We start from the raw sequence: 24,904 nt of genomic DNA, 5'->3' as shown, positions 1-24,904 counted from the left end.
ACCGCCTCACCATTGTGGCCGGTGGTCACGGTCAGGCGTCCTTCTGCGGCACCGTCATCGGGATCAGGGAGCCAGGGGCAACCGGAGTGGTGCCGCGTCGCACGACCAGGTTCGCGAAGAACTCCAGCAGGGCAACCGAGGCGTCGTAGTCGGACGGGTCCATCGCGGCCTTACCCATCAGCACGCCGCGCAGCATCCAGCTGGGCCCCTCGACGAGCCAGGTGCGGGAGACGTGCATCGCGGGGTTGCCCTGCGGATCGGTGACGGGCAGCGCGCGTCGGATCTCAGCCCCGAACGGGCCCTTGGCCACGGCGACGCGGCCCTTCGACTTGGCCGCCGACTGGATGATCTCGCCACGCGTCTCCGGAATCAGCGAGCTGCGCGCAGGGGCACCGAAGAGCGCCACCTCTAGCGCCGACGCGCCGTCGCCCACCAGGATCGCCTGCACATTCTTGCGCTGCTGATCCACCTGGAGCTGCAGCTTCATCTCGGGGAACGGTGTCACGACCAGGCAGCCCAGATCGAGCCGGTTGACGTCGTCGGCCTCGAGGTCCACCTCGCTGATGTCGAACGGGCCCTCGTCGCGCGTGAACTGCTCGTCCCATTCGCGCCAGGTGGCCTGCGCCTCAGCCGGCACACCAGGGATCTCCTGAGGAGCCGACGACTCCTCCGTCTCCTCGACCTGGGGCTGGGCAGGCGTCGACTCGTCGGCCGGCTGGCTCGACTTCTTGCGTCCGAAAATCACTTGGTCTCTCCACTCAACAACTGGCTACCGCCAGTAGAACCATAGCCACCCTCGCCGCGCTCGGTCTCATCGAGCCCGTCCACGGGATGGAAGAGGGCCGTCGCGAAGGGCAGCACCACCATCTGCGCGATGCGGTCGCCGTCGGCGATGTGGATCTCCTCCCGAGGATCCAGGTTGATCAGGCACACTTTGATCTCACCCCGGTAGCCCGAGTCGATCACTCCAGGCGAGTTGACGATGCTGAGCCCCGCCTTGGCGGCCAGCCCCGAGCGGGGGGTCACCAACGCCACATGGCCCTCAGGAAGCGCGATGCGCACCCCGGTGCCCACCAGCACCCGTTCTCCCGGCGCCAGCACGACCTCCTGCGTCGAGCGGAGATCCGCTCCCGCGTCGCCGGGACGGGCATAGGAGGGAAGATGGCGCTGGTCGGCAACGGTATCGATGGTGATGTCGGTCACAGGATGCTCCTCACGGCTTCGGCGAGTTCTTGGGGACGGCGGGTGCTGATCAGCCAGCTGCGATGCGGGTCGGCGGGGTCGTCCAGCACGACGCGCACCAACCCGGACGTGTACGGCCGGGTCTGCAGGAGCGCGGTGTGGTCGGCGTCAGGGCCTTGCACCCGCTGGGCCGCTTCGCCCTCATAGGCCTCCGCGGTGGCGATGTAGTCGCGCTCCAGCCGGAACCGCCCGACGGTGAGCGTCTCGTCGTCAACCGCGATGGGAAGGGCGTACCCGATCAGCACCACCCCCACAGCGAAGGCCGCCGCGACGGACAAGGCGATGCCCGCGGTGGAGTCGACATAGGCCAGCACGGCGACAGCCAACGATCCGACGAGCAGGACGCCGAGCGCCCACCACCACCAGGGAACAGCAACCCGTTCTCGAAACCTCACCGGGCCAATCTACCCGCGTCCCGATCCCGCCGGGCATAATGGGTGGCCAGGAGGCCAATGACATGCAGCTCACCCAGAAGATGATCTGGAAGATCTACGCCGGAGTACTGGGCGCCGCCACCACCATCGTCGCGCAGAAGCTCGTGACGAAGGCGTGGGAGGCGAGCACAGGAGAGACCCCGCCCGATCCGAACGATCCAGAAACCCCCATCACGCAAGCCCTCATCTGGGCCCTCGCCAGCGGATTCGGCGTCGGTATCACCCAGCTCACGATGAACCGCTACATGTCTCGGCATTGGGCGAAGGCGACCGGCGGCAAGGCCCCCGGCAAGCTGTTCAACAAGCTCGACTGAGAGCGAAGACCAAACCACCCAGAACCCAGAGCGCGTCTCGAGGATGATCCTCGAGACGCGCTTTGGTCTGTATCTGTAGTCGCTCCGTCTACACGCAGTCGACGCAGTAGTCCTGGCCGCCCTTGCTCTCAGCCAGCTGGCTGCGGGCCTTCACCAGGAAGCAGGACGCACAGGTGAACTCGTCTGCCTGACGCGGCAGCACGCGCACCGTGAGCTCCTCGTGGGACAGGTCTGCCCCGGGTAGTTCGAACGATTCCGCGGCCTCAACCTCGTCCTCGTCGACCTTGCCGGAGTTCTTGTCCGCACGGCGCGACTTGAGCTCTTCGAGCGAGTCCTCGCTCATCTCCTCGTCGGTCTTGCGAGGGGCATCGTAATCAGTAGCCATGCCAGTCCTTTCGTCACGCTCGCGGATATGTGTACCACATCCCGGCGAACAATCAAGCTCTTGCCTCCGAATATCGCGTCGTGGCCATCCGTCAGCCGCGCGATGGTGCCCCGCACTGATAGGTTTGGGCGGAACACCGGACGAGGAGCGAGCTTTCACATGGAGAGTGCACTTTCCCCGCGCGAGATCCAGGCACGGATCCGTGGCGGCGCAACCCTTGACGAGGTGGCGGCGGAAGCGGGAGTGGACGCGCAGCGCATCGCCGCATTCGCCGGCCCCGTGATGGCGGAGCGCGAACACATGACCCGGCAGGCCCTCGGCGCGACGGTGCGTCGGCGTGGCGAGTCGGGCACCCATCGCCGGCTCGGCCAGTTGATCGGCGAGCGTCTCCTCGCCCGCGGCATCGACGCCGACGAGATCTCGTGGGATGCCAGCCGAAGGGCAGATCTGAAGTGGCGCATCGTCGGTGTGCTGAGCTCCGAGAAGGGCGACGCGGAGTCGCGGACCGCCGAGTTCGTCTACGACCCCCGCGGACGGTTCAACGTCGCCGACAACGCCGACGCCCGCTGGATGATCGGCGAGGAGCTCACCGGCTCCCGTACCCCCGATGAGGAGAACACCGTCGACCTGAGGGACGAGCTGGCGCTGGTGCGCGCCGTCACCGCCCCCGAGCCGAAGCCGGCCGCCGACCTTCCCGGAGACGACATCCCGGCCGCAGCCGTCCTGTACGAGCCCAACGAGGACACCTCCCAGTTGGACGAGCTCTACGACCTGCTGAGCGGCATCTCCGAGGACTCGGTGCGCATCTACACCGATATCGACCGCGAACTCCCGGCTCGCCAGCCGGAGGTCGAGCCCGGGGCCGAGGCCACGGCGCCAGGCGAGCCTGAGGCGACCGTCGCCGAGCCAGAGCCGGACGCGGCACCCCAGGCGCCGGAGCAAGAACAGCCGGTCGACCAGGAGCCCTCCGAGCCAGAGCAGGACGCCGCGCAGCCCGAGAAGGCCGAACCGACCTCGGAGGCGTCGCCAGAGCCCACCCCATCGGCCGAATCCACGCCTGAGCCCCCGCAGGAGGCGTTGATCGACGGGCCGGCAACGTCTGCACCCAAGTCGTCGAAGCGCCGCAGGGCTCAGATCCCCAGCTGGGACGAGATCATGTTCGGCGCGCCCCGCGCGCCGAAGAAGGACTGACGCAACCGCGTACTGAGTGCCTTACTGCGCGCCACCGAGGATCAGGAGGGGAACCTCCATCTCCTCGGGCGTCAGCGAGCCGTGCATCCCGACGATGCTGAACTCACCCGGGAACGTGGTGCTCATGACGGCCCAGTCGTCTCGCATCGCCACCAGCACGTCGCCGATCCGGGCGGCCGTCGTCGCGGTCACCTCCGGACCGAACCAGCCGGCCTCAATGGCGTCCTGACGTCGCCACACGGCCGCCCGCTCGCCCAGGTGACGCGCCCAGCGCGCTGCGACGGTGGCGGGATCGTGGCAGTAGAGCTGGCGTAGCCGGCCCTCTCCCCCGATCAGCACGCCGTCAGCCAGTCCTTCGTCCTCGGCCACCACGCGTCGCTCTGCAGGTACGTCGATCATGCCGTGATCGCCCGTCACCAGGATGCAGACCTCTGGCGACGACAGCTCGGCGAGCGCCGCGATCAGGTCATCCACGGCGCCCAGCCGGTCAAGCCACTGCCACGACGCCACCCCGTGCCCATGGCCGGTGTGGTCGAGCAGCCGCTCGTAGCAGTAGACGACGTCGTGCCCGACGAGGGCGTCGGCCACCAACTGCACGACGTGCTCCGGCTCGCCCTCCGCCGTCACCGGGAACTGGGTGGTTCCGCTGAAGGCCGTGCGGGTGAGGGCACTGGCCTCGAAGCGAGCCAGCGTCACGGCCGCGCACGCGCATCCCACGGCGCCGAGTTCCTGAAATCGGGTGGGCGCCTGGCGGAAGGCCTCGACGTCGTCCGGGCCGTTCTCCCAGGTGAGAGCGTTGACGATCTTGCCGACGCTCGGCTCGAAGAAGCTGTAGCCCACCACGCCATGCCGGCCTGGCGGTGTGCCGCAGCCCAGGCAGCTGAGCGCAGTGGCCGTCGTGCTGGGCACCGCGGTGGTGAGCCGACGCGCCGAGCCCAGCACGCCCGAGACGAACTCGCAGTGGTCGAGATTGCGCTGCACCTGATGCCACCCGAAACCGTCCACCAGCACCACGATGTACTTCTCGGCCTTCGGGATGTCGATCACCGGAACGCGTCCCGCGAGGCGATCCTGGACGGACGGGAGCAGGTTGGTGAGGCAGTCCCCGTCGTATCGGGGCAGGAGGAAATCCCCCATCAGCCGACCACGCTCTGCAGCAGCGAGCCGAACTCCACCAGCCGGTTGGCGTTGGTGGCGCCGTCGCCCTCGCGGCTGATCCTGATCGAGATGTCATCGGGGGTGAGCGTTCCGGTGTAGCCGTGATCGGCCTCGCACGCCGGATCCTCGCAGAGCGCCGGGCCCAGATCGATCCGGCTGGCGGCTCCCCAGGCGATGGCCAGCCACGCCTCGACGAGCACGGGGCCATCGCGACGCTCCGGGTCGCGCACCGACTGGGTGATCGCCACGGAGTTGATCGAACGCAGCGCGACGATCTCTGCCGTCGCGAGCGCGTCGCTGCTCGAGTCGGGATCGCCCTCGTCGGCGTGGCAGATCACCAGGTGCTTGTCGGTGAGCACCATGACGTTCATGTGGCGAAGGATGTTGGCTCCGAGGAATGTCGCCTCGTGATGCACCAGATAGCCCAGTACCTCTCGCGTTCCCACGGCTCCCTGGAGCGTCGAACACACGAAGCTGGGGTAGAAGCCGCATTGCCTGATCTCCTCGATCAGGTTGGCGGGAAGGGGGTTAGTGGTTGCCGGCACGCGTTCATACTAGACGAGCGTGTCGGCGCGTGAGCCGATCCCAGATAGCCTAGGCGTCATGAGGACGAGACCGTTCTTCGCTGCCCGCGTCGAGGACCGCATCAATCGCACGCTCAACCGGCGCCTGCTGCGCCGGGGTTGGCGCGAGTCCATCAGCGCTTTCGTCGGGTACGGCACCGAGGAACAGATCCGCGTGCTCGCCAGAATCACGCTCCTGCCGCCCAGCAATCTCGGGATCGTGCAGGCCGCATCTGCGGCGCTCTATCGCCGCGGGTGGCGCAACTTCATCAACGTGGCACGAGTGGGCAGCGTCGTGACGGTGACCGTCGGCGAGAACACGGTGACCGCCGAGGCCGATCGCGGCGGCTATCTCGACGTGCGGATCAAGAACCCCGGTCTGTCGCCCGGCTGGCACACGATCCAGCTCGCCACCGAGTCCGGGGCCAGCACCACCTGCGACGTGCAGGTGATCGGCCCTGAGGTCGACTTCGGCATCGTCTCCGACATCGACGACACCATCTTGTCCACCTGGCTCCCCCGGCCCATGCTCGCCGCCTGGAATTCGCTGATCCTCACCGAGCAAGCCCGCCAGGCGGTGCCCGGCATGGCTCGGCTGTATCAGCGACTGCTCGCGGAGCGACCCGGTGCGCCCATCATCTACGTCTCGACGGGCGCCTGGAACACCTATCCGATGATCCATCGCTTCATGAAGCGCCACGGCTTCCCGCGAGGGGCCATGCTGCTCACGGACTGGGGCCCCACCAACACCGGCTGGTTCCGTTCCGGGCCGGATCACAAGCGGCGCGCGCTGCGCGAACTGGCCCGCGACCTTCCCAACATCCAGTGGCTGCTCGTCGGCGACGACGGTCAGCACGATCCGGATCTGTATGGCGAGTTCGCGGCCCTGCAGCCCGAGCACGTGCGCGGCATCGCGATCCGGGAGCTCACCGCCGTCGAGGCGTCGCTGGCCCACGGCATCCGCGTCGCCGACATGGAGGAACGCTGGTATCCCGACACGGCGCCGGAGGTTCGCGGCCCCGATGGGGATGCACTTGGCGATAGACTCGCGCAGTTGTAACCGGCTCAGGGAGATATGCGCTGATGGTCAAGAAGGCGGCAGACGACTTCGCCACGGATGAGGAGCACATCGTCGACGTCGACGTCACCGTCGAGATGGAGTCGAGCTTCCTGGAGTATGCCTACTCGGTGATCTACTCCCGCGCGCTGCCCGATGCGCGCGACGGGTTGAAGCCGGTGCAGCGTCGCATCCTGTTCTCGATGGACGAGATGGGCATCCGTCCGGACAAGTCGCACGTGAAGTCGGCCCGCGTGGTGGGCCAGGTGATGGGTGCTCTGCATCCGCACGGCGACGGTGCCATCTACGACGCGCTGGTGCGCATCGCGCAGCCGTGGGCCATGCGGCTGCCGCTGATCGACGGGCACGGCAACTTCGGCTCCCTCGACGCCGGCCCCGCCGCGATGCGTTACACGGAGTGCCGGATGGCGACGCCGGCGCTGGCCATGACCGCAGGGCTCGACGAGGAAACCGTCGACTTCAAGCCCAACTACGACGGCAAGGAAGCCGAGCCCGTCGTCCTGCCCGCTGCCATCCCCAACCTGCTGGTCAATGGCGCCACCGGCATCGCCGTCGGCATGGCCACCAATATCGCGCCCCACAACCTGGTCGAGGTGGTGGCGGCCCTCAAGCAGCTGCTGCGCAACCCTAAGATCGAGCTCGATGAGCTGATGCGCCACATCCCCGGCCCCGACTTCCCCGGCGGCGGCAAGATCATCGGCCTCGACAGCATCCGCGACGCCTACGAGACCGGACGCGGCAGCTTCAAGGTGCGCGCCAGCGCCCGGATCGAGAAGGTCACGCCCCGCCGCCAGGGCATCATCGTCACGGAGCTGCCGTACATGGTTGGGCCCGAGAAGATCATCGAGCAGATCAAGAAGGCGATCGGCGACAAGAAGCTGACCGGCGTCGCCGACGTCAAGGACCTCACCGACCTGACGCACGGCCTGCGCCTGGTGATCGAGGTCAAGAACGGCATCAACCCCGAGGCCCTGCTCGAGCAGCTCTACAAGGTGACCAAGCTGGAGGACACCTTCGCGATCAATGCGGTGGCGCTGGTGGAGGGCCAGCCCCGTACGCTGTCGCTGAAGGAGCTGCTGGAGGTCTACCTCGACCACCGCCTCTCCGTCGTGCTGCGTCGCTCGCAGTATCGCCTGCGCAAGGCGGAGGAGCGCCTGCATCTGGTGCGCGGCCTGCTGATCGCGATCGCCGACATCGACGACGTGATCGCCATCATCCGCTCGTCGGTGGACGTGGCCGAGGCTCGCCAGCGCCTGATCACGGCCTTCGACCTGGACGAGGTCCAGGCCAACTACATCCTCGACATGCAGCTGCGCCGGCTCACCAAGTTCTCCACCATCGAGCTGGAGAAGGAATCCGACGAGCTGCTCGGCCGGATCGCCGACCTGCGCGAGATCGTGGACGACGACGCGCGGCTGCGCAAGGTGGTGGGCGACGAGCTCACCCAGGTGGCCAAGCTGCACGGTACCCCTCGTCGCACCATCCTGCTGGCATCCAGCGGCCAGCCCAAGACGGCGGCCGCTCCGCTGGAGGTGCCCGACGACCCGTGCTGGGTGCTGCTGTCCGGCACCGGGCTTGCGGCCCGCACCGACACGGCCCACCCGCTGCCCACGACCGGCCGCGCGGCGCACGACGTGATCGTCTCCGCGATCCGCACCACGGCACTGGCCGAGTTCGGCGTGATCACCAACCGCGGCCGGCTGATCCGCTGCCGCGCCATCGACCTGCCCACCGTGCCGCTGACCGCGAGCGCGCTCAGCCTGCAGGGCGGCAGCCTCGCCACCGAGCTGTGGCCGCTGGACGGTGAGCGTCCGCTGGGCCTCACCACCCTCGAGCCGTCGTCCCTCGGCCTCGCCCTCGGCACCAAGCAGGGCGTGGTGAAGCGCGTCGTGCCCGAGGTGCTCACCAAGGACTCGTGGGACGTGATCCGCCTCGACGACGGCGACGAGCTGGTGGGCGCCGTCGAGTTGGCCGACGAGGCCCTAGACCTGGCCTTCGTCGCCAGCGACGCCCAGCTGCTGCGCTTCCCCGCCTCCGTGGTGCGCCCCCAGGGCCGCTCCGGCGGTGGTGTGGCCGGCATCAAGCTCGCCTCCAAGGCACAAGCGATCTGGTTCGGCACCGTCGATCCCGAGGTCGACGAGGTGCTCACCATCTCAGGTTCCTCGGATGCGCTGCCGGGCACCGAGGCCGGGTCGGCCAAGCGGACGCCGTTGTCGGTGTACCCCGCCAAGGGGCGCGCCACCGGCGGGGTTCGCTGCCATCGCTTCCTGAAGGGCGAGGACGCGTTGCTGTTCGCCGCCATCGGACCCGCTCCTCTGCTCGCGGCCGCCGCGTCGGGTTCGCCGGTGGAGCTGCCGGGCGTAGACTCCCGACGAGACGGCTCCGGCACCCCCGCCTCTCAGCCGATCACCATGGCCGCCGGACGCGGACGACCCGCCACCCTCGAGGAGACCCCATGAGCTTCGACGACCTGCTCGCAAACAACGCGGCCTATGCCTCCCGCTTCGACGAAGGCGGCTTCGACGGCATCGCCAAGGCGGGCGTCGCCATGGTGACCTGCATGGACTCCCGCATCGAACCCCTGCGCATGCTCGGCCTGCAGCTGGGCGACGCCAAGATCCTGCGCTCCCCCGGTGGTCGCGTCTCGAACGACGTGCTGACCGGCTGCGTGCTCTCGGTGCAACTGCTCCAGGTGACCCGGATCATGATCGTGCCGCACACCCGCTGCGCCATGGCCTCCGGCACCGATGCCGACATCCGCCGCAAGATCCACGACCGCACGGGCGTCGACACCAGCTGGATCACCTTCGGCGCCGACCAGGACGTCTTCGGCCGCCTGCGTCACGACGTCGACATGGTGCGCTCCCACCCGCTGATCAACGGCCACGCAGAGGTCGGCGGCTTCCTCTACGACGTCGACTCCGGCCTCCTCACCCAGCACATCTGATCCCCCCACTCACGCTCTTTAGAGGCGCGGAGCGCAGCAGCGCCTCGAAAAGATCGAACTGACGGCCGAGCAGCAGATGCTGCTCGGCCGTCAGTTCGCGTGGATGTGGACTACGCGGTGCGCAGTGCGTCGACCGGTTCGATGCGAGCCGCCTTGATAGCCGGGTAGGTGCCGGCGACCAGGCCGACCAGAGCACCGACGCCGACCCCCGCGGGAGCGGCCCAGGCCGCCAGCACGGGCGTCCATTCTCGGAACACGCACACGATGAGCAGGGCAAAGATGCCCAACGCGACGCCGATCAGGCCGCCGAGCACGCCGGTGGTGAGCGACTCCAGAACGAACTGGCGCAGGATGTCGCGCCGTCTGGCGCCCAACGCCCGTCGCAGGCCGATCTCCCCCGTGCGCTCCGTCACCGACAGCAGCACCACGTTGGCGATACCCAGGCCGCCGCCGATCAGCGCGACGACGCCGATCGCCACGAACAGCAGGTTCACGTCGGCCTCGATGCCCTCGCGCAGCGAGTTGGCGTTGCTCGGGGCCGAGACCTTGTAAGCGTCCGGAGAGTTGGGGTTCATGGCCATCGGCGCCTGACGCGCCACGACGGGCCCGGCCCCGATCGCGATCCGGATGTCCAGGCTGTTCGGTGCCGACACGCCGATCTGCGACCGCGCCGTTCCGATCGGCATGATCACCGAGTCCATCAGCGCTTCGCGCGTGCCGACCGACTCGAGGATGCCGATCACGGTGTACGGCCGCTCGTCGATGAAGATGGCGGGCTGATTGGTGATCCGGTTGATGCCCAGCTTCTCGGCGGCCTTGGCCCCCAGCACCACGACGAGATCTCGTCGCGCGTCATGCCCTGAGTCGAAGAACCGCCCCGTCTTGAGCTCGCCACGGACCACGTCCAGCAGTTCGGCGCTGCCCGCCACCACCGGGGGCGGCGCCGTCTGCGCCTGCGCGGGATCGTAGATGGTCACCGCAGAAACCTGCGGGGTTCCGGGCGCCCTGGCGAACACCGCCGCGGCTTCTACGCCGGCAAGATCCTTGACCCGGTCCGCCCCGTCCCACGGGATACGGGCGGTTGCGCGCTCGGTGCCGCCACTACCCCTGGTGGTGCCGGGTTCGATGGTGACCCGCGTGGCGGAGACCGCGTCGAACTGCGAGGCGATCTGTCCGGCGCCGGTCTGCGCGAAACCGATGGTGACCACCAGCGACGCGATGCCCAGCACCGTGCCGACCAGCGTGATCATCAGTCGCGAGGGCCGCGAACCGATGCCCTCGAAGGCTTCATGCACCAGATCGCGCAGCGTGAATCCGGTGCGGATCTTGCGGCGCTTCTCCTTGGACTTCTTCGCCTTCTTCGGCTTCTTGCCCTTGCGGGGAGCCTTCTCCTTGCGAGCCTTGCGGCCAGTGGCGGGCTCGCCGGACTGGATCGGCTCGACCTGCTCGAACTCGGTCATGCCACCTCCGAAAGCTGGCCGTCGCTGATGCGCACGCGACGCTTCGCGCTGGCGGCGACCGCCATGTCGTGGGTGATCACCACGATGGTGAGGCCCTCGGCACCCAGTTCGTCGAACAGCCGCATCACCTCGCCGGAGTTGCGCTGATCCAGGTTGCCCGTGGGCTCGTCGGCGAAGAGCAGCCGCGGTGAGGTGCTCACCGCACGAGCGATGGCGACGCGCTGCCGCTCACCGCCCGACAGCGTGCCGGGGCGGAAGTCCAGACGATGTCCGAGCCCGACGCGCTCCAGCGCGGCCTGGGCACGGTCATGACGCTCGTCCCGCGGCACACCCGCGTACGCCGTCGCGAGCACCACGTTCTCCAGCACGCTGCGCGTCGGCAGCAGATGGAACGACTGGAACACGAAGCCGATCGCCTGCGCGCGCAGCGCGGACCGCTCGTCGTCGCTGAGCGCCGACACCTCGATGCCTTCGAAGTGGTAGCTGCCGGAGCTGGGACGATCCAGCAGCCCCAGCGTGTTCAGCATCGTGGACTTTCCGGATCCCGACGGGCCGACGATCGCAATGTAGTCGCCCTTGTCGACCACCAGATCCACGTTGCGCAGCGCCTGCACCGGCGGCTGGCCCGGGAAGATCCGGGACACGTCCGTGAGCTGCACGATGGGGCCATCGAACTCGGGGTTGCCCACAGGCGTCGGCAGGTGGCGCGTCGCCTTGCGGTCGGCGCGCACCTGCTTCTTCGCCGCCTTCGCCTGGGCCTTGGCCGCCAGCTTGTCAGCCTTGGCCTCCGCCGCGCCACCGCCGTCCGCGGTCTGCTCGGGCAGGAGTTCCGTCATCGGCCCACCACGACCTTGGCGCCCACCACGATGCGCGGGTCGGTGGAGGTGATCTCGACGTAGCCCTCTGCGGACAGACCGGTGGTCACCGGAACGACGATCGGCTCGTCCTTCAGGTTCTCCGGGGCCAGTTCGACGCGGCTCTCACCACCGGTGCCCGCGCTCAACGCCGCGACCGGAACCGCCATCACCTCGCCGTCGGTGGAGGCCACCGCCATCGACACGCGCACGTTGGTGCCGCGCAGCATCTCGATCTGGTCGGAGGTCAGCTCGCCCGGCTCCAGGACGACATCCCAGCGGTCGCTTCCGCTGCCTCCGCCGCCACCGCCGCCTTCTTCTCCTTCGCCTTCACCGCTGCCGCCTCGAGACGGCGCGGACACCTTGACGACCGTCGCCGGCACCTCAGCGCCGTCGGGCGTCTGGAAGCTCGCCTCGGCGCCTTCCTTCAGCATCTGCGCGTCCTGCGGTGCCGCGGTGCCCTTGATCTGCAGCGTCGCGCCCGAAACAGACATGGTGGAGCCGCTGACGATGTCGCCCTTGTTCACGTTGACGTAGTCCACTCGGCGCGGGAGGTTGGACAGGTACATGACCTCTTCCGCCGGCATCCGAGCGCTGGTGCCCTTCTCGGCCTCCTTCAAGGCGGCCTTGGCCTCCTTGACAGAGCGCTCGGACTCCTTGATCCCCGCCTTGGCGTCGGTGACGGCCTGCTCGGCGGCCTTGACGGCGGACGTGTCCGGCTTCTTCGCCTCCTCGAGCATCACCTTCTTGAGACGCACGTCGTCCTTGAGGTTCGCGATCTCGCTCTTGGTGGCATTGGCATCGCGCGCGTCCCGCAACGCGCGCTCGGCCGCGCGGACGGCGTTCTCGGCCTCCACGACCGCGACCCGCGAAACGGTCGCCTTCTTGGCGTCCTTGAGCTCTCGCTGCGCGCTGCTCAGGGTCTTCTTGGCCTGGCTGAGTCCGGACTCCGCGATCCTGACCCCGTCCTTGGCGGCCTTGACCTCCGCCTGCGCCTCCGCACCTCCGGTGGGGGCCGCGTAGCCGAGCTTGTCGTACAGCTGCTTGATCGCCGACGCCGTGCTGGAATCGAACTCGTTGTTCTTGGCGTTCTTGATCTTGTATCCCAGCGACTTGAGAGCCTTCTTCAGCTGCAGCACGTCGGGGCCCTTCATGCCCTCGCTCAGGGTGCGGTAGACCGGCAGTTCACCGGGCAGTACCACCACCGGGCGCCCTGCGATCTCGAGCGCGATGTCGCCGGCCTTGAGCTCCGCGCCCGTCTCGGGGATGCGGCCCGTGACGACCGCACGCTCGGACATGCCGCTGACCTCGATCATGGCCTCCACCGAATCGGCGTAGGTGACCTCGCCGCGGATGGTCACCTTGTTCTCGATCGAGCGCGACTCGATCGGCACCGTCACCGGACCCGCCTCCGGCGGCTCGGTCCGAGCGGCCAGCTCTGCGGGCGAGATCACGAAACGCATCAGGACCGCGCCGGCGGCAAGTGCCAGCACCGCGACGATGGCGACCAACGCCACCAGCCGCGTGCCGGCCAAGCCCTTCTTGGACTTCTTTTTCTCGCCCTCGTCCGCCCCGTTGCCGGGGGTGGGATCGCCAGCTCCGACCACGGGCAGCGTCTCGGTGGGATCCTCTCCGCCCAGGCCGATGCTGTCGAGGCCCTCGCTGCGCGAGTTGTCACCGCTTTGCACTATCGAACGCTCCTCATGAGTTCGTCACTGTCCATCCGTCTATCACCACGACGCTCCAGGGTGGGCATCTGGTTGCATCCGACTTACCGCCGGATGATCAGTTCTTTCCGTACTTTGCGACCAGTGCTTCCAGCTGGGTCTTGTGCTCGTCGACGAACTTCTGCTGATTCGCGAAGTAGATCTCCTGCATCTTGTCGTCGTACTTGATGTCGTCGGCGCAGGTGAAGTCGTCGACGGCCTGCTTGATCTCCTCTTCCTGGACCGCCTCGCGGGCCGCGTTCACCGCAGCCTCGTCCGGGCCGTCCGGCTGAGCTTCCCAGTCATGGTTGTCGTAGGGCGCGCTGACCTTGTCCCAGATGTACTGCTGCGCCTCTTGACGGGTGGAGAACGCGTAGCCCTTGCCCGTCATGCAGGTGGCCCATTCGCTCTCGAGCGTCCGCATCTCGTCGTTGTTCTCGGACGTGGGGTATAGATCCTCGCTCATGCTGTTCATGAGCTCCTCGTAGTCGGGATCGTTCCAGACCTGGTCGCCGTTGATCTCCGCCTCGGACTTGCCATAGCAGCCCATCTGGCTGGGGTCGTACGACGGTTCGATCGGGTTGCCGTCGGGGTCGAGCTCTTGGAAGTCGTCCCACTTGCCGTAGAGGGCCTCGTAGTAGGCGGACTGCTCCTTCTCGGTGAGCGACATCACGTAATCCTGGTTGGGATCGACGTACTCCTCCTCCGGCATCGGAGCCTCGGGCTCTTCCGTCTCGTCCTGACCGGGCCAGTTGACCGCGCCGTAGCCGTACTTCTGGGCGAACTCGAGCGTGCCGTAGGCCGGTCCTTCGTCGCCGTCGCCATCATCGCCGATGACCACACCGCCGTCCTGGTACGGCACGGGGATGTACTCCCAGCCCTGCTCGCTCATGCACTTGGCGATGAACTCCTGGCGCTCGGCCTCTTCCTTCTTGTACTTCTCTTCGTCGAACTCTTCGTTGCCCCAGAGCGCCTGAAGGTACTTGTCGAGGGGGCCGACGGGCTCTTCCTCGTTCTTCTCCGTGTCCTTCGAGCAGCCGGTCAGAGCGAGGCCACCGGCCAGCACCATCACCGCGATGATCCGAGGGATCCTGTTGACGCGCATCGCTACCTCTTTTCGCCTCTCCGCCGGGCTTGTGCTCCCCTGACGGCTCGTGGATCGGACCACGCTGTCATGTCCGACACTCGCCATGCTATCCGTCGCCCGGCGAGGTTCCTGCTTCGGCCACCCGAAACGAGACGTCCGGGGGGCATGAGGAAGAGGACTCGAAGCGGGGGTCACACGGCCGTGGAAGAGATCGATGGCCAAGGGCTCTTGACTTCGACGCTGTCGTTCGATCTTCGTGCGACCCACCGCTTCGACCCGCTATTCGCTCTTGTTCTTGTCCTTGTACTTCGCCTTCATCGCCTCCAGCGCCGACTTGTTCTCGTCGACGAACTTCTGCTCCGCGGCGAACTGAATCTCCTGAGCGCGCTTGTCGTACTTGACCTCGTCGGCGCAGGTGAAGTCGTCGGTGGCCAGCTTGACTTCCTCGGCGTGGAGCGCGTCCTGCCGCTCCTTGATCTCGGCTTCGTTCGGGTTCTCCTGGGTGCCCTGGTCTTCATAGATCTTGTTGAGCTTCTCGTAGATCTGATCCGAAGGTTCGTTACGGGAGGTGAACGCGTAGCCCTTGCCGCTCATGCACGTAGCCCACTCGCTGTTCACTTCGGCCATCTCGCCGCTGTCGGAGCCGTAGATACCCCAGACCTCGGTCTCCATGCGCTCCATCAGTTCCTTGAACTCCGGATCCTCCCACGGCTGCTCGCCCTGCTCCTCGGCGTACGCCTTGCCCCAGCAGCCCTGCTTGCTGGGGTCGTAGGAGGGTTCGATCGGATTGCCATCGGGATCGAGCTCTTCGTACTCCTCCCACTTGCCATGCAGGGCCTCGTAGTAGGCGTCGCGCTGCGACTCGGGCAGCGACATCACGTACTCCTCGTTGACGTCGACGTACTGCTCGGGATCTTCAACAGGATCCTCGATCACCTCTTCGTCCGTGTTCCACGGAGACTTCACCGCACCGTAGCCGTACTCCTTGGCGAACTCGATGGTGCCCCACTGCGGGCCGTCCTCGGCCAAATCGTCGGAACTCTGATACCAGCTGTCCTGCCACGGCTGGGGCTTGTACTCCCATCCCTGTTCGCTCATGCACTTCGCGATGAGTTCCTCGCGCTGGACGTGTTCCTGCTTCGCGCGGTCTGCGGTCCATTCTTCAGATCCCCAGATCACCTGCAGGTACTCCTGAAGGGGGCCCATCGCTTCCGGATCGACCTTGCCGTCGTCCTTCGAGCAGCCGGTCAGCACGAGGCCGCCGGCCATCACCGCCGCCACGAGAACTCGGGGGAACCTGTTGACGCGCATCGTTACCTCATTTCGTCTGTCCGCTCCGGGGTGCATCTTTGCCGGGCGGGCCGATGGACCGGGCCGCGCCGCCGCGACCCGAACGCCGTCAGGCTATCCACATACACCCGAAGCGGACCCGCGAACCCTGTGAAACCGGGACAGTTTCAGGCGAGTGGGGCGCGTGAGTCGCACAGCGAACACAAAGATCGACGACCGCAGAGTCTTGACTTTTTGACACACTTCCGATCTGCACGTCGTTGCCCGAGAAATCTCCTAGCTGCCTCACGCCTTGTACTTCGCCACCAGCGCGTCCAACTCGGCCTTGTGCGCATCGACGAACTTCTGCTGAGCCACCCGCATCACCGCATCTGCGCGCCCGTCGTAATCGACCTGCTGGGCGCACGTCACGTCGGCGACCGCCTGCTCGATCTCCCGCGCTTGCAGGGCGGCCATGTCATCCTTCGACGGACCGTCGGGTTGCTCGGCCAGATCGACCCGTTCCCAGAGCCGGGCGAGCTCGTCGTCGACATGCTGCTCGGCCTCCGAACGGGTCGAGAAATAGTGCCCCCTCCCCGCCATGCACGACGCCCATTCGTCCTCGAGGGCTGCCATGTCCTCGTTGTTCTCGTGGCTCGGGTAGAGGTCGTCACCACCGAGAGCTATCAGGTCGGCGACCTCCGAGTTCAAGAACGGCTGATCGATTTCGGTCTCCGCCCAGGCCCTCCCGTTGCAGCCCATCGTGCTCCAGTCGATCTCCTGCACGATCGGGTTACCCTCGTCATCGAACTCCTCGTCGACAACGGTGCCTGTGCCGAACAGCGCTTCGTTGTATACGGCCCTCTCCGACTCAGTGAGGGACTCCACGTAGGCGTCGTTGGGATTGACATCGAGCGGCGGTGCGATGTCGGGTTCGCCTCTCATCTCCTGCTCAGGCGAAGAGATCACCCCGTACCCGAACTTCTGCGCGTACTCCAACGTGCCGCGCCGCTGTGCATCGCGCTGGGTCTCCTGCCTGCCATCGACGACGATGACCGACACCGTCTCGAAGGGCAGTGGCGTGTAGGTCCAACCCTGCTCGTGCATGCACCTCGCGGTGAACTCTTCGCGAGCCATATGCGCCTTCTTGAGGGCATCCTCCGTCATGTCCTGCACATCCCACAGCACCCGCATGTATTCGTCGAGAGCGCCAAGTACCTCCTCATCGCTCTCTTCGACGCCGACGGTGCACCCCGCGAGCACGAGACCACCCGACAACACCGCCGCGATCGCACGAGAGATCCTCGGCAGGGGCATTGTCATCTCGTCTCAGCTCTCACATCAACGACGGTAGAGGCGCTTGGTCTGGTAGACGGGCTCGCTGGTGATCTGGACGCCGAGGTTGCGGAAGATGGCCTCGTCGACGGGGCCGAGGATCACGCTCGTGTGCACGTTGCAGCCGCGCAGCTCTTGCAGCACCTCCAGGGCACGTCGAGCGTGCTCGTCACCGTTGGCGCTGACCGACAAGGCGATCAGGACCTCGTCGGTGTGCAGACGCGGATTGCGGCTGCCCAGGTGCTCGGTCTTGAGGCGCTGGATCGGTTCGATCGACTCCGGTGCCAGCAGTCGCACCGCGGGATCGATGCCGGCGAGAGCCTTCAGCGAATCCAGCAGCATAGCTGAGCAGGCTCCCAGCAGCGGGGACGTCTTGCCGGTGATGATCCGGCCGTCCGGCAGCTCCAGTGCTGCGGCGGGCTCCTTCGTACGCCGCGCGCGCTCGAGCGCCGGAGCGACGACGGGGCGATCCTCCGGCTTCACCCCGAGGCTGCTCATCAGCAGGGCGATCCGGTTGGACATGTGGGGTTCGAGTTCGTCCTTCTTCTCCTGCACCAGCGCCTGATAGTAGCGCCGGATCACCTCTTGCTCGGAGGCCCGACGGCAGATGTCGTCGTCGGAGATGCAGTGCCCGGCCATGTTGACGCCCATGTCGGTGGGCGACTTGTACGGTGACGAGCCGAGCAGCCGCTCGAACAACAGCGAGAGCACGGGGAAGACCTCGACGTCGCGGTTATAGTTCACCGCCGAGCTGCCATAGGCCGCCAGATGGAAGGGGTCGATCATGTTGACGTCGTCCAGGTCGGCAGTGGCGGCCTCGTAAGCGACGTTGACCGGATGGTCGAGCGGGAGGTTCCAGATGGGGAAGGTCTCGTACTTGGCGTAGCCGGAACTGATGCCCCGCTGATGGTCGTGGAACAGCTGCGACAGGCAGGTGGCCATCTTGCCGCTGCCCGGTCCCGGCGCGGTCACGACGATGAGGTCACGGCTGGTCTCGATGTAGTCGTTGCGGCCGTAGCCATGGTCGCTGACCACCAGCTGCACGTCGTTGGGATAACCCTTGATGGGATAGTGCCGGTAGACCTTGATGCCCTGCCGCTCCAGCTTCCGCTTGAACGCCCTGGCCTGGCGATTGTCGTCGGTGACGTGCGAGATCACGACGGAGCCGACGTAGAGGCCGTAGGAGCGGAACACATCGATGTGCCGCAGCACGTCCGCGTCGTACGCGATGCCGACATCGGAGCGCATCTTGTTGCGCTGCAGATCCATCGCGTTGATCACGATCACGATCTCTACCTCGTCGGAAAGCTGCTCCAGCATCCGGATCTTGTTGTCCGGGGTGAAGCCCGGCAGTACCCGGGAGGCGTGGTTGTCGTCGAACAGCTTGCCGCCGAATTCTAGGTACAGCTTGCCGCCGAACTGCTCGCGTCGCTGCTGGATGTGCTGCGACTGCATCGCCAGGTAACGCTCACGATCGAATCCGGGCTCTCTCACCCGGCCAACCTTAGCGCTGCGGCTACTCGAAAGGTGACGGATCCCCTGCACCGACGCGCTCGACGACGGGCTCGTCGCCGGTGAGGTCGACGACGGTGGTGGGCTCGGTGCCGCATTCCCCCGAGTCGATGACGGCATCCACCTGGTGATCGAGGCGTTCCTTGATCTCCCAGGAGTCGACCAGCGGCTGATCCTCGTCGGGCAGCAGCAGGGTCGAGGACAGCAGCGGAGCGCCCAGTGCGTCGAGCAGCGCGCGCGTGGTGCGGTGATTGGGAATCCGTACGCCCACCGTGCGCTTCTTCGGATGCTGCATCATCTTCGGCACCTCGCGGGTGGCCTTCAGGATGAAGGTATAGGGGCCGGGTGTGGCCGCCTTCACCATGCGGAACTTCCAGTTGTCCATCTCGACGAACTGGCCGAGCTTGGCGAACTCGTCGACGATCAACGTGAAGTGATGCTTGTCGTTCAGGTTGCGGATCCGCTTGATCTGCTCAATGCCTGCGGAGTTACCGAGCGTGCAGCCGAGCGCGAAACAGGAGTCCGTGGGGTATACGATCAGGCCGCCGTCTTGGAGGATACGCACGGCCTGCTGGAGCGCCCGAGGCTGCGGATTGACCGGATGAATATCGATGAACTGGGCCATCACCACACTCTACCGGTGCCGGTATCGATCCACCGACGACGTGGCGTGGCCCGTCAGCGGGAAACTGCCGGGAAAGGTCGGCAAGGTCACGTCCGCGACACCGATCACGCAGTCGATCGAGATCTTCACCTCGCCAGAGCTGCCGAGCGGGGCCTCGAGCGCGGCAGCGTCGATGCTGATCCTCGACGTCAGGCATTCGACGCCCTGCTCCCGAAGCCCGACCTCCACGGCCTCCTCCGCGTGGCGGCGTCCCTCGGCCGCCGAGCGCTCCAGGCTCGTGGCCCGCGCGGCCTGCGCCGCCACCGCGTTCAAGGCCTGTTGGGTGAGCGCCACCCGCGCCGATGTCGCGAGCAGACCGATGAACAAAACCAGCACCGGCAGCAGGATGGCGGCCTCCACCGACACCGCCAGTCCCCTGCTCCCGCTCTTCATCGCCCCATCCTGGCAGGAGCCCTCGGTCACTACCACGCGACCACGACGTCCTGTGGACAAGGTGCGGAACATACCGGGTCGCCTATCCGCGAAATCTCTACGTCCGTTAGGGTGGCCTGTAGTGCGCCGACGTCCCGTCGTAGAACGAGGTGGTCCCGCACCCCACTCTTGGAAAGCAAGAAAGGAACCTCATGGTCCAGAAGGTAGCCATCCTCACGGCCGGTGGCTTCGCCCCCTGCCTGTCCTCCGCCATCGGCGGACTCATCGAGCGCTACACCCAGCTCGCCCCCGAGGTTGAGATCATCGCCTACCGGCACGGCTACCAGGGCCTGCTCAAGGGCGACTACCTCACCGTCACCGACGAGGTACGCAAGGACGCGGCACTGCTGCACAAGTTCGGCGGCTCCCCCGTCGGCAACTCGCGCGTCAAGCTCACCAATGCCAAGGATCTGGTCAAGCGCGGCCTCGTCGAAGAGGGCGCAAACCCGCTGCAGGTGGCGGCTGATCGCCTGGTGGCCGATGGCGTCGACGTGCTGCACACCGTCGGCGGCGACGACACCAACACCACCGCGGCCGACCTGGCGGCGTACCTCGCCGAGCACGACTACGGCCTGACCGTCGTCGGCCTGCCCAAGACCATCGACAACGACGTGATCCCGATCCGCCAGTCGCTCGGAGCATGGACCGCTGCCGAGCAGGGCTCGATCTTCGCCCAGAACATCGTCGCCGAGCACAACTCCGGCTCCCGGATGCTGATCGTGCACGAGGTCATGGGCCGCAACTGCGGCTGGCTGACCGCCGCCACCGCGCAGAAGTACCGCGAGTGGCTCGACGAGCAGCGGTGGCTGCCGGAGATCGGCCTCAGCCGCGAGGCCTGGGACATCCACGGCGTCTACGTGCCCGAGGGCGTCATCGACATCGCCGCCGAGGCCGAGCGCCTGAACAAGGTGATGGACGAGGTGGGCAACGTCACGATCTTCCTCTCGGAGGGCGCCGGCCTCGATTCGATCATCGCCGAGATGGAGGCCGCCGGCGAAGAGGTGCCGCGGGATCCCTTCGGCCACGTGAAGCTCGACAAGGTCAACCCCGGCGCCTGGTTCGCCTCCCAGTTCGCGGAGAAGCTGAGCGCCGAGAAGGTCATGATCCAGAAGTCCGGCTACTTCTCCCGCTCGGCCGCCGCCAACGACGCCGACCTGGCGCTGATCAAGCAGTGCACCGACCTCGCCGTCGACAGCGCCCTGCGCGGCGAGCCCGGCGTCATCGGCCACGACGAGGAGAACGGCGACGTGCTCAGCGCCATCGCCTTCGACCGGATCAAGGGCGGCAAGCCGTTCGACATCACCCAGCAGTGGTACATCGACATGCTCGACGCCATCGGCCAGGCCCAGCCCGCTGCCGCGGTGGTCTCGCACTGAGCTGACACCGAGAACCCCCGCCGACTCGTTGGAGCGGCGGGGGTTCTTTTCTATTTGCTTGTGTGGTTCTGCGGTCCTGCTCTTTTCGAGGCTCCGCTGCGCTCCGCACCTCAAAGAGCGTGATTGTGGTGCTTCGCGCCCTCCTTAACTGTCGAGGCTCCGCTGCGCTCCGCACCTCAAAGAGCGTCAACCTCAAAGAGCGTGGGTCAACGGCGGCGGAACCAGCTCACGATCGAGACGATGATCGCTCCGATACCGAGGCCGGTGGCCGCTCCCAGGGTGTAGCCGACGCCGGTGCCGACCTTGACGGCGTTGGCGGCGACGTCCTGGCGCACGGTCAGATTGGGATCGGGTTCGGGCACGAAGGCGGCGTCGCGGATGCTGTCTAGCGGGATGGCGGCTGCGACCCGGTCGGGAATCACGGGCTCGTCGTCGAGATCCTCGTCGAAGGCGAACTCGTGCATCGTGCCCTGCGCGCGTTCCTCGCGAATCTGGGCTCGGTAATGCGGCCAGGTGTGATCGGTACCGATCCAGGCCGCGATCAGCAGGATGATGCTGGCCAGCACGTTGAGCAACAGCATCAGCACAATGATCGGCCCGAACACGGCGGCTGCGCGTCCTTGGGACAGCAGCCCCATGATGGTGCCCGCCAACTGCTGGATCACCGTCAGCGCGAGTGCGCCGGCCAGTATGCCGATCGCCCGCACGCGGCGCGCCGCCGGCTGGTTGGGCAGCACCACGAAGAGGAAGGCGAACAGCAGGAAGCTGACCATGAACGTCAGCGCGATGCTGATCACCCGCAACCAGAACGAGATGCCCGACACGTGGGACCACCCCAGCCACCCGATCAACTGCTCTGAGAATGTGGAGCCGCCTTGCGCCAAGGCGATGCCGAGGACCACGCTCAAGAGCAAGCCGAGGAAGATCAGCAGGTTCCAGCCCAGTTCGACGAAGAAGTTCTTGCGTTCGGCGGCGTCGCCCATCCGGTCGCACCACATGACGCGAACGGCTCGCTTCAGGTTGCCTACCCAGTTGGCACCCGAGTAGGCCGCGGTGAGCAGGGCGACGCCAAGCAGGCTTCGCCAGCCCGTCAAAGTCTCCACCAGGAAGGTTCCAAGCTGCTTGGCGAAGCCGGTATCCGACTCGGCGTCGGCGACCTGCATGCCGCCCAGCACGACATGGATCTGATCCTGCACCCACTGCAGCAGATCTGGGCGGAACTGGGTGAGCACCATGCCGGTGAGGGCGAGCGAGAACATCAGGATCGGCACCATGGACAGCACCGAGAAGTAGGTGATGGCGCCGGCGAAGGCCGGGCCGAGGCGTTTGCCGTAGCGTTCAGTGGCAGCCAGCAGATGCGCCACCGTATCGGTGTCGCTGACCCGCTCCCACCAGGCTTGGAGCCCCTTGAGCACGATATCCGTCTAGACGGCGCGCGCCCTGCGCCGCGCGGCGAGCTCGTCGCCGGGCAGTTCGATCAGGGCCTCGTCGCCGTCGTTTCGTTCGGTGGGCAGAGTGCTGAGGGTGCCCTCGATCTCGCGCCAGACCGAGCCGACCGAGATCATGAACATGCCCTGGCCGCCCTTGGTGAGGTCGAACAGTTCGTTGGCGGAGGTGCACTCGTAGACGCTGAACCCGTCACTGGCCAGCGTCACCTCGGTGAGATCCTCGACGCCGCGCGCCCGAAGGTGCTCGATGGCCACCCGGATCTGCTGCAAGGAGATGCCCACGTCGAGGAAGCGCTTCACGACGCGCAACAGCAAGATGTCGCGGAAGGAATAAAGGCGCTGAGTGCCGGAGCCCTCGGCGTTGCGGATCTCCGGCACGACCAGGCCCGTGCGGGCCCAGTAGTCGAGCTGACGATAGGTGATCCCTGCCACCCGGTGTGCAACCGGACCGCGGAAGCCGAGGTCGCTGGGCAGCGGAGCGAAGTCGCCCTCGAACAGGGTGTCTTGCAGAGGGGATGTCCCCCCTGCTTTCTTGGAGCCGGTCTCAGCCACGGTCCCTCACTTCGCTGCGTATCAAGAATTTCGGAGGTGCCCGGGCACCTGCCTACTTGTTTTCACCGTAATCTTACGGCCCGAAACCCCCCAGCGACACGCCGAGGTAGATCCTTACTCGCTGTTCCTGGGGCCAAGAAGCCCCCGAAACCGCCTACTCGGCCTCGAAATCCTCCGCGGACACCGAGTCGAGGAAGGCGCGGAACTGCTCCACCTCGTCGTTGGGCACCTCGTCCACCTCGACGCCGATCCGGTCCATCAGCGCCGCAGGACAGACGATCTCCCACCCGAGGCGCAAGGCCAACGCCACCCCGTCGCTGGGTCGGGCGTCGACGACGGTCTCCCCCATCCGAAGCTCGGCCGAGTACACGCCGTCGCGCATGTCGGTGATCGCGACCTGCCCCTCGACACCCTCCGCGAACAACGTCACCAGCGACGCGAGAAGGTCGTGGGTCATCGGACGGGTCACCTCGGTCTGCTGGTCGAGCACGATCGCGATGGCGGCGGCCTCGACGTTGCCGATCCAGATGGGCAGACAGCGGGAGCCGTCTTCCTCCCTCAGCAGGAGCACCGGGGAATCCTCCGGCGCCGACAGCCGGATGCCCAACACCTCAAGAGCGATCATGGATCCCACGGTACCAACGCGACGCGACGATGTTGCCCTGCAGGTAGGCGCTCTGCGCGTCCTGCAGCACCTGGAGCACTTCCTGGACGTTGTCCCGGGATGGACCGCGTCCGTGCGGGTAGCCCTCGAAGATCTGATCCAGCAACGCCGCCTGTCCGGCCGCGGCCTGCTGCAGGATCCGCAGCCGGCGCACGTCGACGCCTTGACGGGTCAGCCGGGCCGCTGCGCGCGCGATGGCCATCGCCTCACGGCCGTAGCGTCCGCTTCGGGGCCTGACGCTGATCATCTTCATCCGCTCCAGCTGGACCAGCGTGGCCTCGGACAGGCCCGACTCGTCGAGCAGCTCGCGACGGGTCCACCGCCGGTCCTTGTCGAGACGATTGGCCTGGACGTTGACCTTCCTCGCCGGCGCAGCCTTCCGGCCCTTGGCGGGCGTCGCCGACGTCGGCGCCAGCTCTCCCCTGTCGAGGGCTTCCAGCTCGGCGCGAATAACCTCGAGGGGAAGGTAGCGGTCGCGCTGCGCACGCAAGGCGTAGCGCAGACGACCGATGTCGGCTTCGCCGAAGACGCGATAGCCCGAAGACGAGTCGCGAGCGGGCGTGATCAGCCCCACCCGCTCGTAATACCTGACCTTCGAGACCGTGATGTCGGGGAACTCACCGCGGAGCAGCTCCAGCACGGCGCCGATGGTGCGCCCGGCACCGACCATCAGGCCTACCTGGGCTCACCCAACGCGATGGTGGCGCGGTACTTGCCGATCTGGATCTCATCCCCGTCCCGCACCTGCGCGCGTCCGTCCAGCAGCGTGCGATTCACATAGGTGCCATTCAGGCTGCCGAGATCCTCCAGGTACAGTCGCCCCCCGCTGCGCACGAACTTGGCGTGGTGCCGAGAAACGGTGATGTCGTCGAGAAAGATGTCAGACTCCGGATGACGACCCACGGTGGTGACATCCGCGTCGATCAGGAAGCGGTGGGACTCCCCCGGCCCGCGCTTGACGATCAGCAAGGCATGCCCCGGAGCAAGAGCGGCGGTGGCCTCCTGCTCTTGTGACGTGAGGTCTGCCGAACGCTCCTCCACCACCGGGATCATGGTGGTGGTGTCGCCCGTGGTGTCAACCAGGGACCGGCCGCATACGCTGCAGAATCGGGCGTCGTCGGGGCTCTGCGTTCCACACTGGGGGCACTTCATCAGGCATCCCTTTCTGACGGGCAAATCCGGTTACGTCTGGTCAGCCTACCGGACCGGATAACCCGATGTGACGCTATGACA

The 24,904-nt window shown here is 66.7% G+C and carries 26 protein-coding genes; 6 read left to right on the top strand and 20 right to left on the bottom strand.

All coding sequences use genetic code 11. The features are described 5' to 3' along the window. Positions 1–31 precede the first annotated feature (31 nt). Genes P0D62_RS09135 through P0D62_RS09125 form a run of 3 tightly spaced genes read right to left on the bottom strand, consistent with a single transcriptional unit; the run spans position 32 to position 1,637 of the window. Positions 32–745: a DUF3710 domain-containing protein gene (locus tag P0D62_RS09135; RefSeq protein ID WP_275702328.1), complete on the bottom strand. Its 714-nt coding sequence runs from the start codon at positions 743–745 to the stop codon at positions 32–34. Further along, entirely contained in the window at positions 742–1,203 is a 462-nt protein-coding gene (dut, locus tag P0D62_RS09130; protein WP_275702327.1) for a dUTP diphosphatase, read from the bottom strand. Before dut ends, P0D62_RS09135 begins: the two co-directional genes overlap by 4 nt. Then, positions 1,200–1,637 carry a DUF3093 domain-containing protein gene (locus P0D62_RS09125; RefSeq protein ID WP_275702326.1) on the bottom strand — a complete coding sequence of 146 codons (438 nt, stop codon included), beginning with the start codon at positions 1,635–1,637 and terminating at the stop codon, positions 1,200–1,202. Before P0D62_RS09125 ends, dut begins: the two co-directional genes overlap by 4 nt. Positions 1,638–1,699: 62 nt before the next feature. Between P0D62_RS09125 and P0D62_RS09120 the strand changes: the two genes are divergently transcribed. Continuing rightward, the gene (locus P0D62_RS09120) at positions 1,700–1,990 is read left to right on the top strand and encodes a DUF4235 domain-containing protein (protein ID WP_275702325.1); all 291 of its coding nucleotides are present in this window, start codon (positions 1,700–1,702) and stop codon (positions 1,988–1,990) included. Between the two features lie 88 nt (positions 1,991–2,078). Here the strand turns inward: P0D62_RS09120 and P0D62_RS09115 are convergent, their stop codons facing one another. Beyond that, positions 2,079–2,375: a DUF4193 domain-containing protein gene (locus P0D62_RS09115; RefSeq protein ID WP_275702324.1), complete on the bottom strand. Its 297-nt coding sequence runs from the start codon at positions 2,373–2,375 to the stop codon at positions 2,079–2,081. Between the two features lie 27 nt (positions 2,376–2,402). Here P0D62_RS09115 and sepH point away from each other — a divergent pair, with 27 nt between their 5' ends. Next, positions 2,403–3,566: a septation protein SepH gene (sepH, locus tag P0D62_RS09110; protein WP_319946998.1), complete on the top strand. Its 1,164-nt coding sequence runs from the start codon at positions 2,403–2,405 to the stop codon at positions 3,564–3,566. Between the two features lie 21 nt (positions 3,567–3,587). Here sepH and P0D62_RS09105 read toward each other — a convergent pair whose 3' ends face one another. Continuing rightward, complete coding sequence (locus P0D62_RS09105) at positions 3,588–4,703, bottom strand: alkaline phosphatase family protein (RefSeq protein WP_275702323.1); 1,116 nt, start codon at positions 4,701–4,703, stop codon at positions 3,588–3,590. Then, entirely contained in the window at positions 4,703–5,269 is a 567-nt protein-coding gene (locus P0D62_RS09100) for a DUF5998 family protein (RefSeq protein ID WP_275702322.1), read from the bottom strand. Before P0D62_RS09100 ends, P0D62_RS09105 begins: the two co-directional genes overlap by 1 nt. A gap of 58 nt (positions 5,270–5,327) precedes the next feature. Between P0D62_RS09100 and P0D62_RS09095 the strand changes: the two genes are divergently transcribed. From P0D62_RS09095 to P0D62_RS09085, 3 genes are read left to right on the top strand one after another with little or no spacing between them, the layout of a single operon-like run. Then, positions 5,328–6,347: an App1 family protein gene (locus P0D62_RS09095; protein ID WP_275702321.1), complete on the top strand. Its 1,020-nt coding sequence runs from the start codon at positions 5,328–5,330 to the stop codon at positions 6,345–6,347. Positions 6,348–6,370: 23 nt separating this feature from the next. After that, complete coding sequence (locus tag P0D62_RS09090) at positions 6,371–8,824, top strand: DNA gyrase/topoisomerase IV subunit A (protein ID WP_275702320.1); 2,454 nt, start codon at positions 6,371–6,373, stop codon at positions 8,822–8,824. Further along, positions 8,821–9,312: a beta-class carbonic anhydrase gene (locus P0D62_RS09085; RefSeq protein WP_275702319.1), complete on the top strand. Its 492-nt coding sequence runs from the start codon at positions 8,821–8,823 to the stop codon at positions 9,310–9,312. The genes P0D62_RS09090 and P0D62_RS09085 overlap by 4 nt, the downstream gene beginning before the upstream one ends. Before the next feature lie 110 nt (positions 9,313–9,422). Here P0D62_RS09085 and P0D62_RS09080 read toward each other — a convergent pair whose 3' ends face one another. From P0D62_RS09080 to P0D62_RS09040, 9 genes are all read right to left on the bottom strand, one after another. After that, a complete protein-coding gene (locus P0D62_RS09080; protein WP_275702318.1) occupies positions 9,423–10,772 on the bottom strand; it encodes an ABC transporter permease in 1,350 nt (449 codons plus the stop codon). Next, positions 10,769–11,608 (bottom strand): ABC transporter ATP-binding protein, encoded by an 840-nt coding sequence (locus P0D62_RS09075; RefSeq protein WP_319946997.1) that lies wholly within the window; start codon positions 11,606–11,608, stop codon positions 10,769–10,771. Before P0D62_RS09075 ends, P0D62_RS09080 begins: the two co-directional genes overlap by 4 nt. Further along, positions 11,605–13,314 carry a hypothetical protein gene (locus P0D62_RS09070; protein WP_275702317.1) on the bottom strand — a complete coding sequence of 570 codons (1,710 nt, stop codon included), beginning with the start codon at positions 13,312–13,314 and terminating at the stop codon, positions 11,605–11,607. Before P0D62_RS09070 ends, P0D62_RS09075 begins: the two co-directional genes overlap by 4 nt. 97 nt (positions 13,315–13,411) lie before the next feature. After that, positions 13,412–14,437: a hypothetical protein gene (locus P0D62_RS09065; RefSeq protein WP_275702316.1), complete on the bottom strand. Its 1,026-nt coding sequence runs from the start codon at positions 14,435–14,437 to the stop codon at positions 13,412–13,414. Positions 14,438–14,698: 261 nt separating this feature from the next. Further along, positions 14,699–15,730, bottom strand: a complete 1,032-nt coding sequence (locus P0D62_RS09060) for a hypothetical protein (protein ID WP_275702315.1) — start codon at positions 15,728–15,730, stop codon at positions 14,699–14,701. A 264-nt stretch (positions 15,731–15,994) separates the two neighbouring features. Next, on the bottom strand, positions 15,995–17,011 hold the full coding sequence (locus P0D62_RS09055; RefSeq protein ID WP_275702314.1) for a hypothetical protein: 1,017 nt from the start codon (positions 17,009–17,011) through the stop codon (positions 15,995–15,997). 18 nt (positions 17,012–17,029) lie between these two features. Next, positions 17,030–18,517, bottom strand: coding sequence for a DUF1846 domain-containing protein (locus tag P0D62_RS09050; protein WP_275702313.1), 1,488 nt, complete (start codon positions 18,515–18,517; stop codon positions 17,030–17,032). 22 nt (positions 18,518–18,539) lie between these two features. Continuing rightward, on the bottom strand, positions 18,540–19,160 hold the full coding sequence (locus P0D62_RS09045) for an L-threonylcarbamoyladenylate synthase (RefSeq protein WP_275702312.1): 621 nt from the start codon (positions 19,158–19,160) through the stop codon (positions 18,540–18,542). Positions 19,161–19,169: 9 nt separating this feature from the next. Further along, complete coding sequence (locus P0D62_RS09040) at positions 19,170–19,592, bottom strand: TadE/TadG family type IV pilus assembly protein (RefSeq protein WP_275702311.1); 423 nt, start codon at positions 19,590–19,592, stop codon at positions 19,170–19,172. A gap of 191 nt (positions 19,593–19,783) precedes the next feature. Between P0D62_RS09040 and P0D62_RS09035 the strand changes: the two genes are divergently transcribed. Continuing rightward, positions 19,784–21,007: a pyrophosphate--fructose-6-phosphate 1-phosphotransferase gene (locus P0D62_RS09035; protein ID WP_275702310.1), complete on the top strand. Its 1,224-nt coding sequence runs from the start codon at positions 19,784–19,786 to the stop codon at positions 21,005–21,007. Between the two features lie 206 nt (positions 21,008–21,213). On the opposite strand, the gene P0D62_RS09030 is transcribed toward P0D62_RS09035, so the two are convergent. The 5 genes from P0D62_RS09030 to P0D62_RS09010 all read right to left on the bottom strand — a co-directional run bounded on the left by P0D62_RS09030 (position 21,214) and on the right by P0D62_RS09010 (position 24,823). Beyond that, positions 21,214–22,422, bottom strand: coding sequence for a YhjD/YihY/BrkB family envelope integrity protein (locus P0D62_RS09030; protein WP_275702309.1), 1,209 nt, complete (start codon positions 22,420–22,422; stop codon positions 21,214–21,216). 9 nt (positions 22,423–22,431) lie between these two features. Further along, complete coding sequence (locus P0D62_RS09025; RefSeq protein WP_275702308.1) at positions 22,432–23,007, bottom strand: MerR family transcriptional regulator; 576 nt, start codon at positions 23,005–23,007, stop codon at positions 22,432–22,434. 154 nt (positions 23,008–23,161) lie between these two features. Next, entirely contained in the window at positions 23,162–23,632 is a 471-nt protein-coding gene (locus P0D62_RS09020; RefSeq protein WP_275702307.1) for a bifunctional nuclease family protein, read from the bottom strand. Then, a complete protein-coding gene (gene ftsR, locus P0D62_RS09015; protein WP_275702306.1) occupies positions 23,619–24,341 on the bottom strand; it encodes a transcriptional regulator FtsR in 723 nt (240 codons plus the stop codon). The genes P0D62_RS09020 and ftsR overlap by 14 nt, the downstream gene beginning before the upstream one ends. Before the next feature lie 5 nt (positions 24,342–24,346). Further along, positions 24,347–24,823 (bottom strand): FHA domain-containing protein, encoded by a 477-nt coding sequence (locus P0D62_RS09010; RefSeq protein ID WP_275702305.1) that lies wholly within the window; start codon positions 24,821–24,823, stop codon positions 24,347–24,349. Positions 24,824–24,904: the final 81 nt, after the last annotated feature.

Source organism: Tessaracoccus caeni, from assembly GCF_029211185.1.
Taxonomy (GTDB): Bacteria; Actinomycetota; Actinomycetes; order Propionibacteriales; family Propionibacteriaceae; genus Arachnia; species Arachnia caeni.
Note: the sequence above shows the minus strand (reverse complement) of the source record. Positions and strands in the feature narration are given on the sequence as shown.

Excerpts from the sequence above, each read along its gene's own strand:
- P0D62_RS09120 (WP_275702325.1), top strand. The coding sequence starts at position 1,700 with ATGCAGCTCACCCAGAAGATGATCTGGAAGATCTACGCCGGAGTACTG.
- P0D62_RS09115 (WP_275702324.1), bottom strand. The coding sequence starts at position 2,375 with ATGGCTACTGATTACGATGCCCCTCGCAAGACCGACGAGGAGATGAGC.
- sepH (WP_319946998.1), top strand. The coding sequence starts at position 2,403 with ATGTGTACCACATCCCGGCGAACAATCAAGCTCTTGCCTCCGAATATC.
- P0D62_RS09105 (WP_275702323.1), bottom strand. The coding sequence starts at position 4,703 with ATGGGGGATTTCCTCCTGCCCCGATACGACGGGGACTGCCTCACCAAC.
- P0D62_RS09095 (WP_275702321.1), top strand. The coding sequence starts at position 5,328 with ATGAGGACGAGACCGTTCTTCGCTGCCCGCGTCGAGGACCGCATCAAT.
- P0D62_RS09090 (WP_275702320.1), top strand. The coding sequence starts at position 6,371 with ATGGTCAAGAAGGCGGCAGACGACTTCGCCACGGATGAGGAGCACATC.
- P0D62_RS09085 (WP_275702319.1), top strand. The coding sequence starts at position 8,821 with ATGAGCTTCGACGACCTGCTCGCAAACAACGCGGCCTATGCCTCCCGC.
- P0D62_RS09080 (WP_275702318.1), bottom strand. The coding sequence starts at position 10,772 with ATGACCGAGTTCGAGCAGGTCGAGCCGATCCAGTCCGGCGAGCCCGCC.
- P0D62_RS09075 (WP_319946997.1), bottom strand. The coding sequence starts at position 11,608 with ATGACGGAACTCCTGCCCGAGCAGACCGCGGACGGCGGTGGCGCGGCG.
- P0D62_RS09065 (WP_275702316.1), bottom strand. The coding sequence starts at position 14,437 with ATGCGCGTCAACAGGATCCCTCGGATCATCGCGGTGATGGTGCTGGCC.
- P0D62_RS09060 (WP_275702315.1), bottom strand. The coding sequence starts at position 15,730 with ATGCGCGTCAACAGGTTCCCCCGAGTTCTCGTGGCGGCGGTGATGGCC.
- P0D62_RS09055 (WP_275702314.1), bottom strand. The coding sequence starts at position 17,011 with ATGACAATGCCCCTGCCGAGGATCTCTCGTGCGATCGCGGCGGTGTTG.
- P0D62_RS09045 (WP_275702312.1), bottom strand. The coding sequence starts at position 19,160 with ATGGCCCAGTTCATCGATATTCATCCGGTCAATCCGCAGCCTCGGGCG.
- P0D62_RS09040 (WP_275702311.1), bottom strand. The coding sequence starts at position 19,592 with ATGAAGAGCGGGAGCAGGGGACTGGCGGTGTCGGTGGAGGCCGCCATC.
- P0D62_RS09035 (WP_275702310.1), top strand. The coding sequence starts at position 19,784 with ATGGTCCAGAAGGTAGCCATCCTCACGGCCGGTGGCTTCGCCCCCTGC.
- P0D62_RS09020 (WP_275702307.1), bottom strand. The coding sequence starts at position 23,632 with ATGATCGCTCTTGAGGTGTTGGGCATCCGGCTGTCGGCGCCGGAGGAT.
- ftsR (WP_275702306.1), bottom strand. The coding sequence starts at position 24,341 with ATGGTCGGTGCCGGGCGCACCATCGGCGCCGTGCTGGAGCTGCTCCGC.
- P0D62_RS09010 (WP_275702305.1), bottom strand. The coding sequence starts at position 24,823 with ATGAAGTGCCCCCAGTGTGGAACGCAGAGCCCCGACGACGCCCGATTC.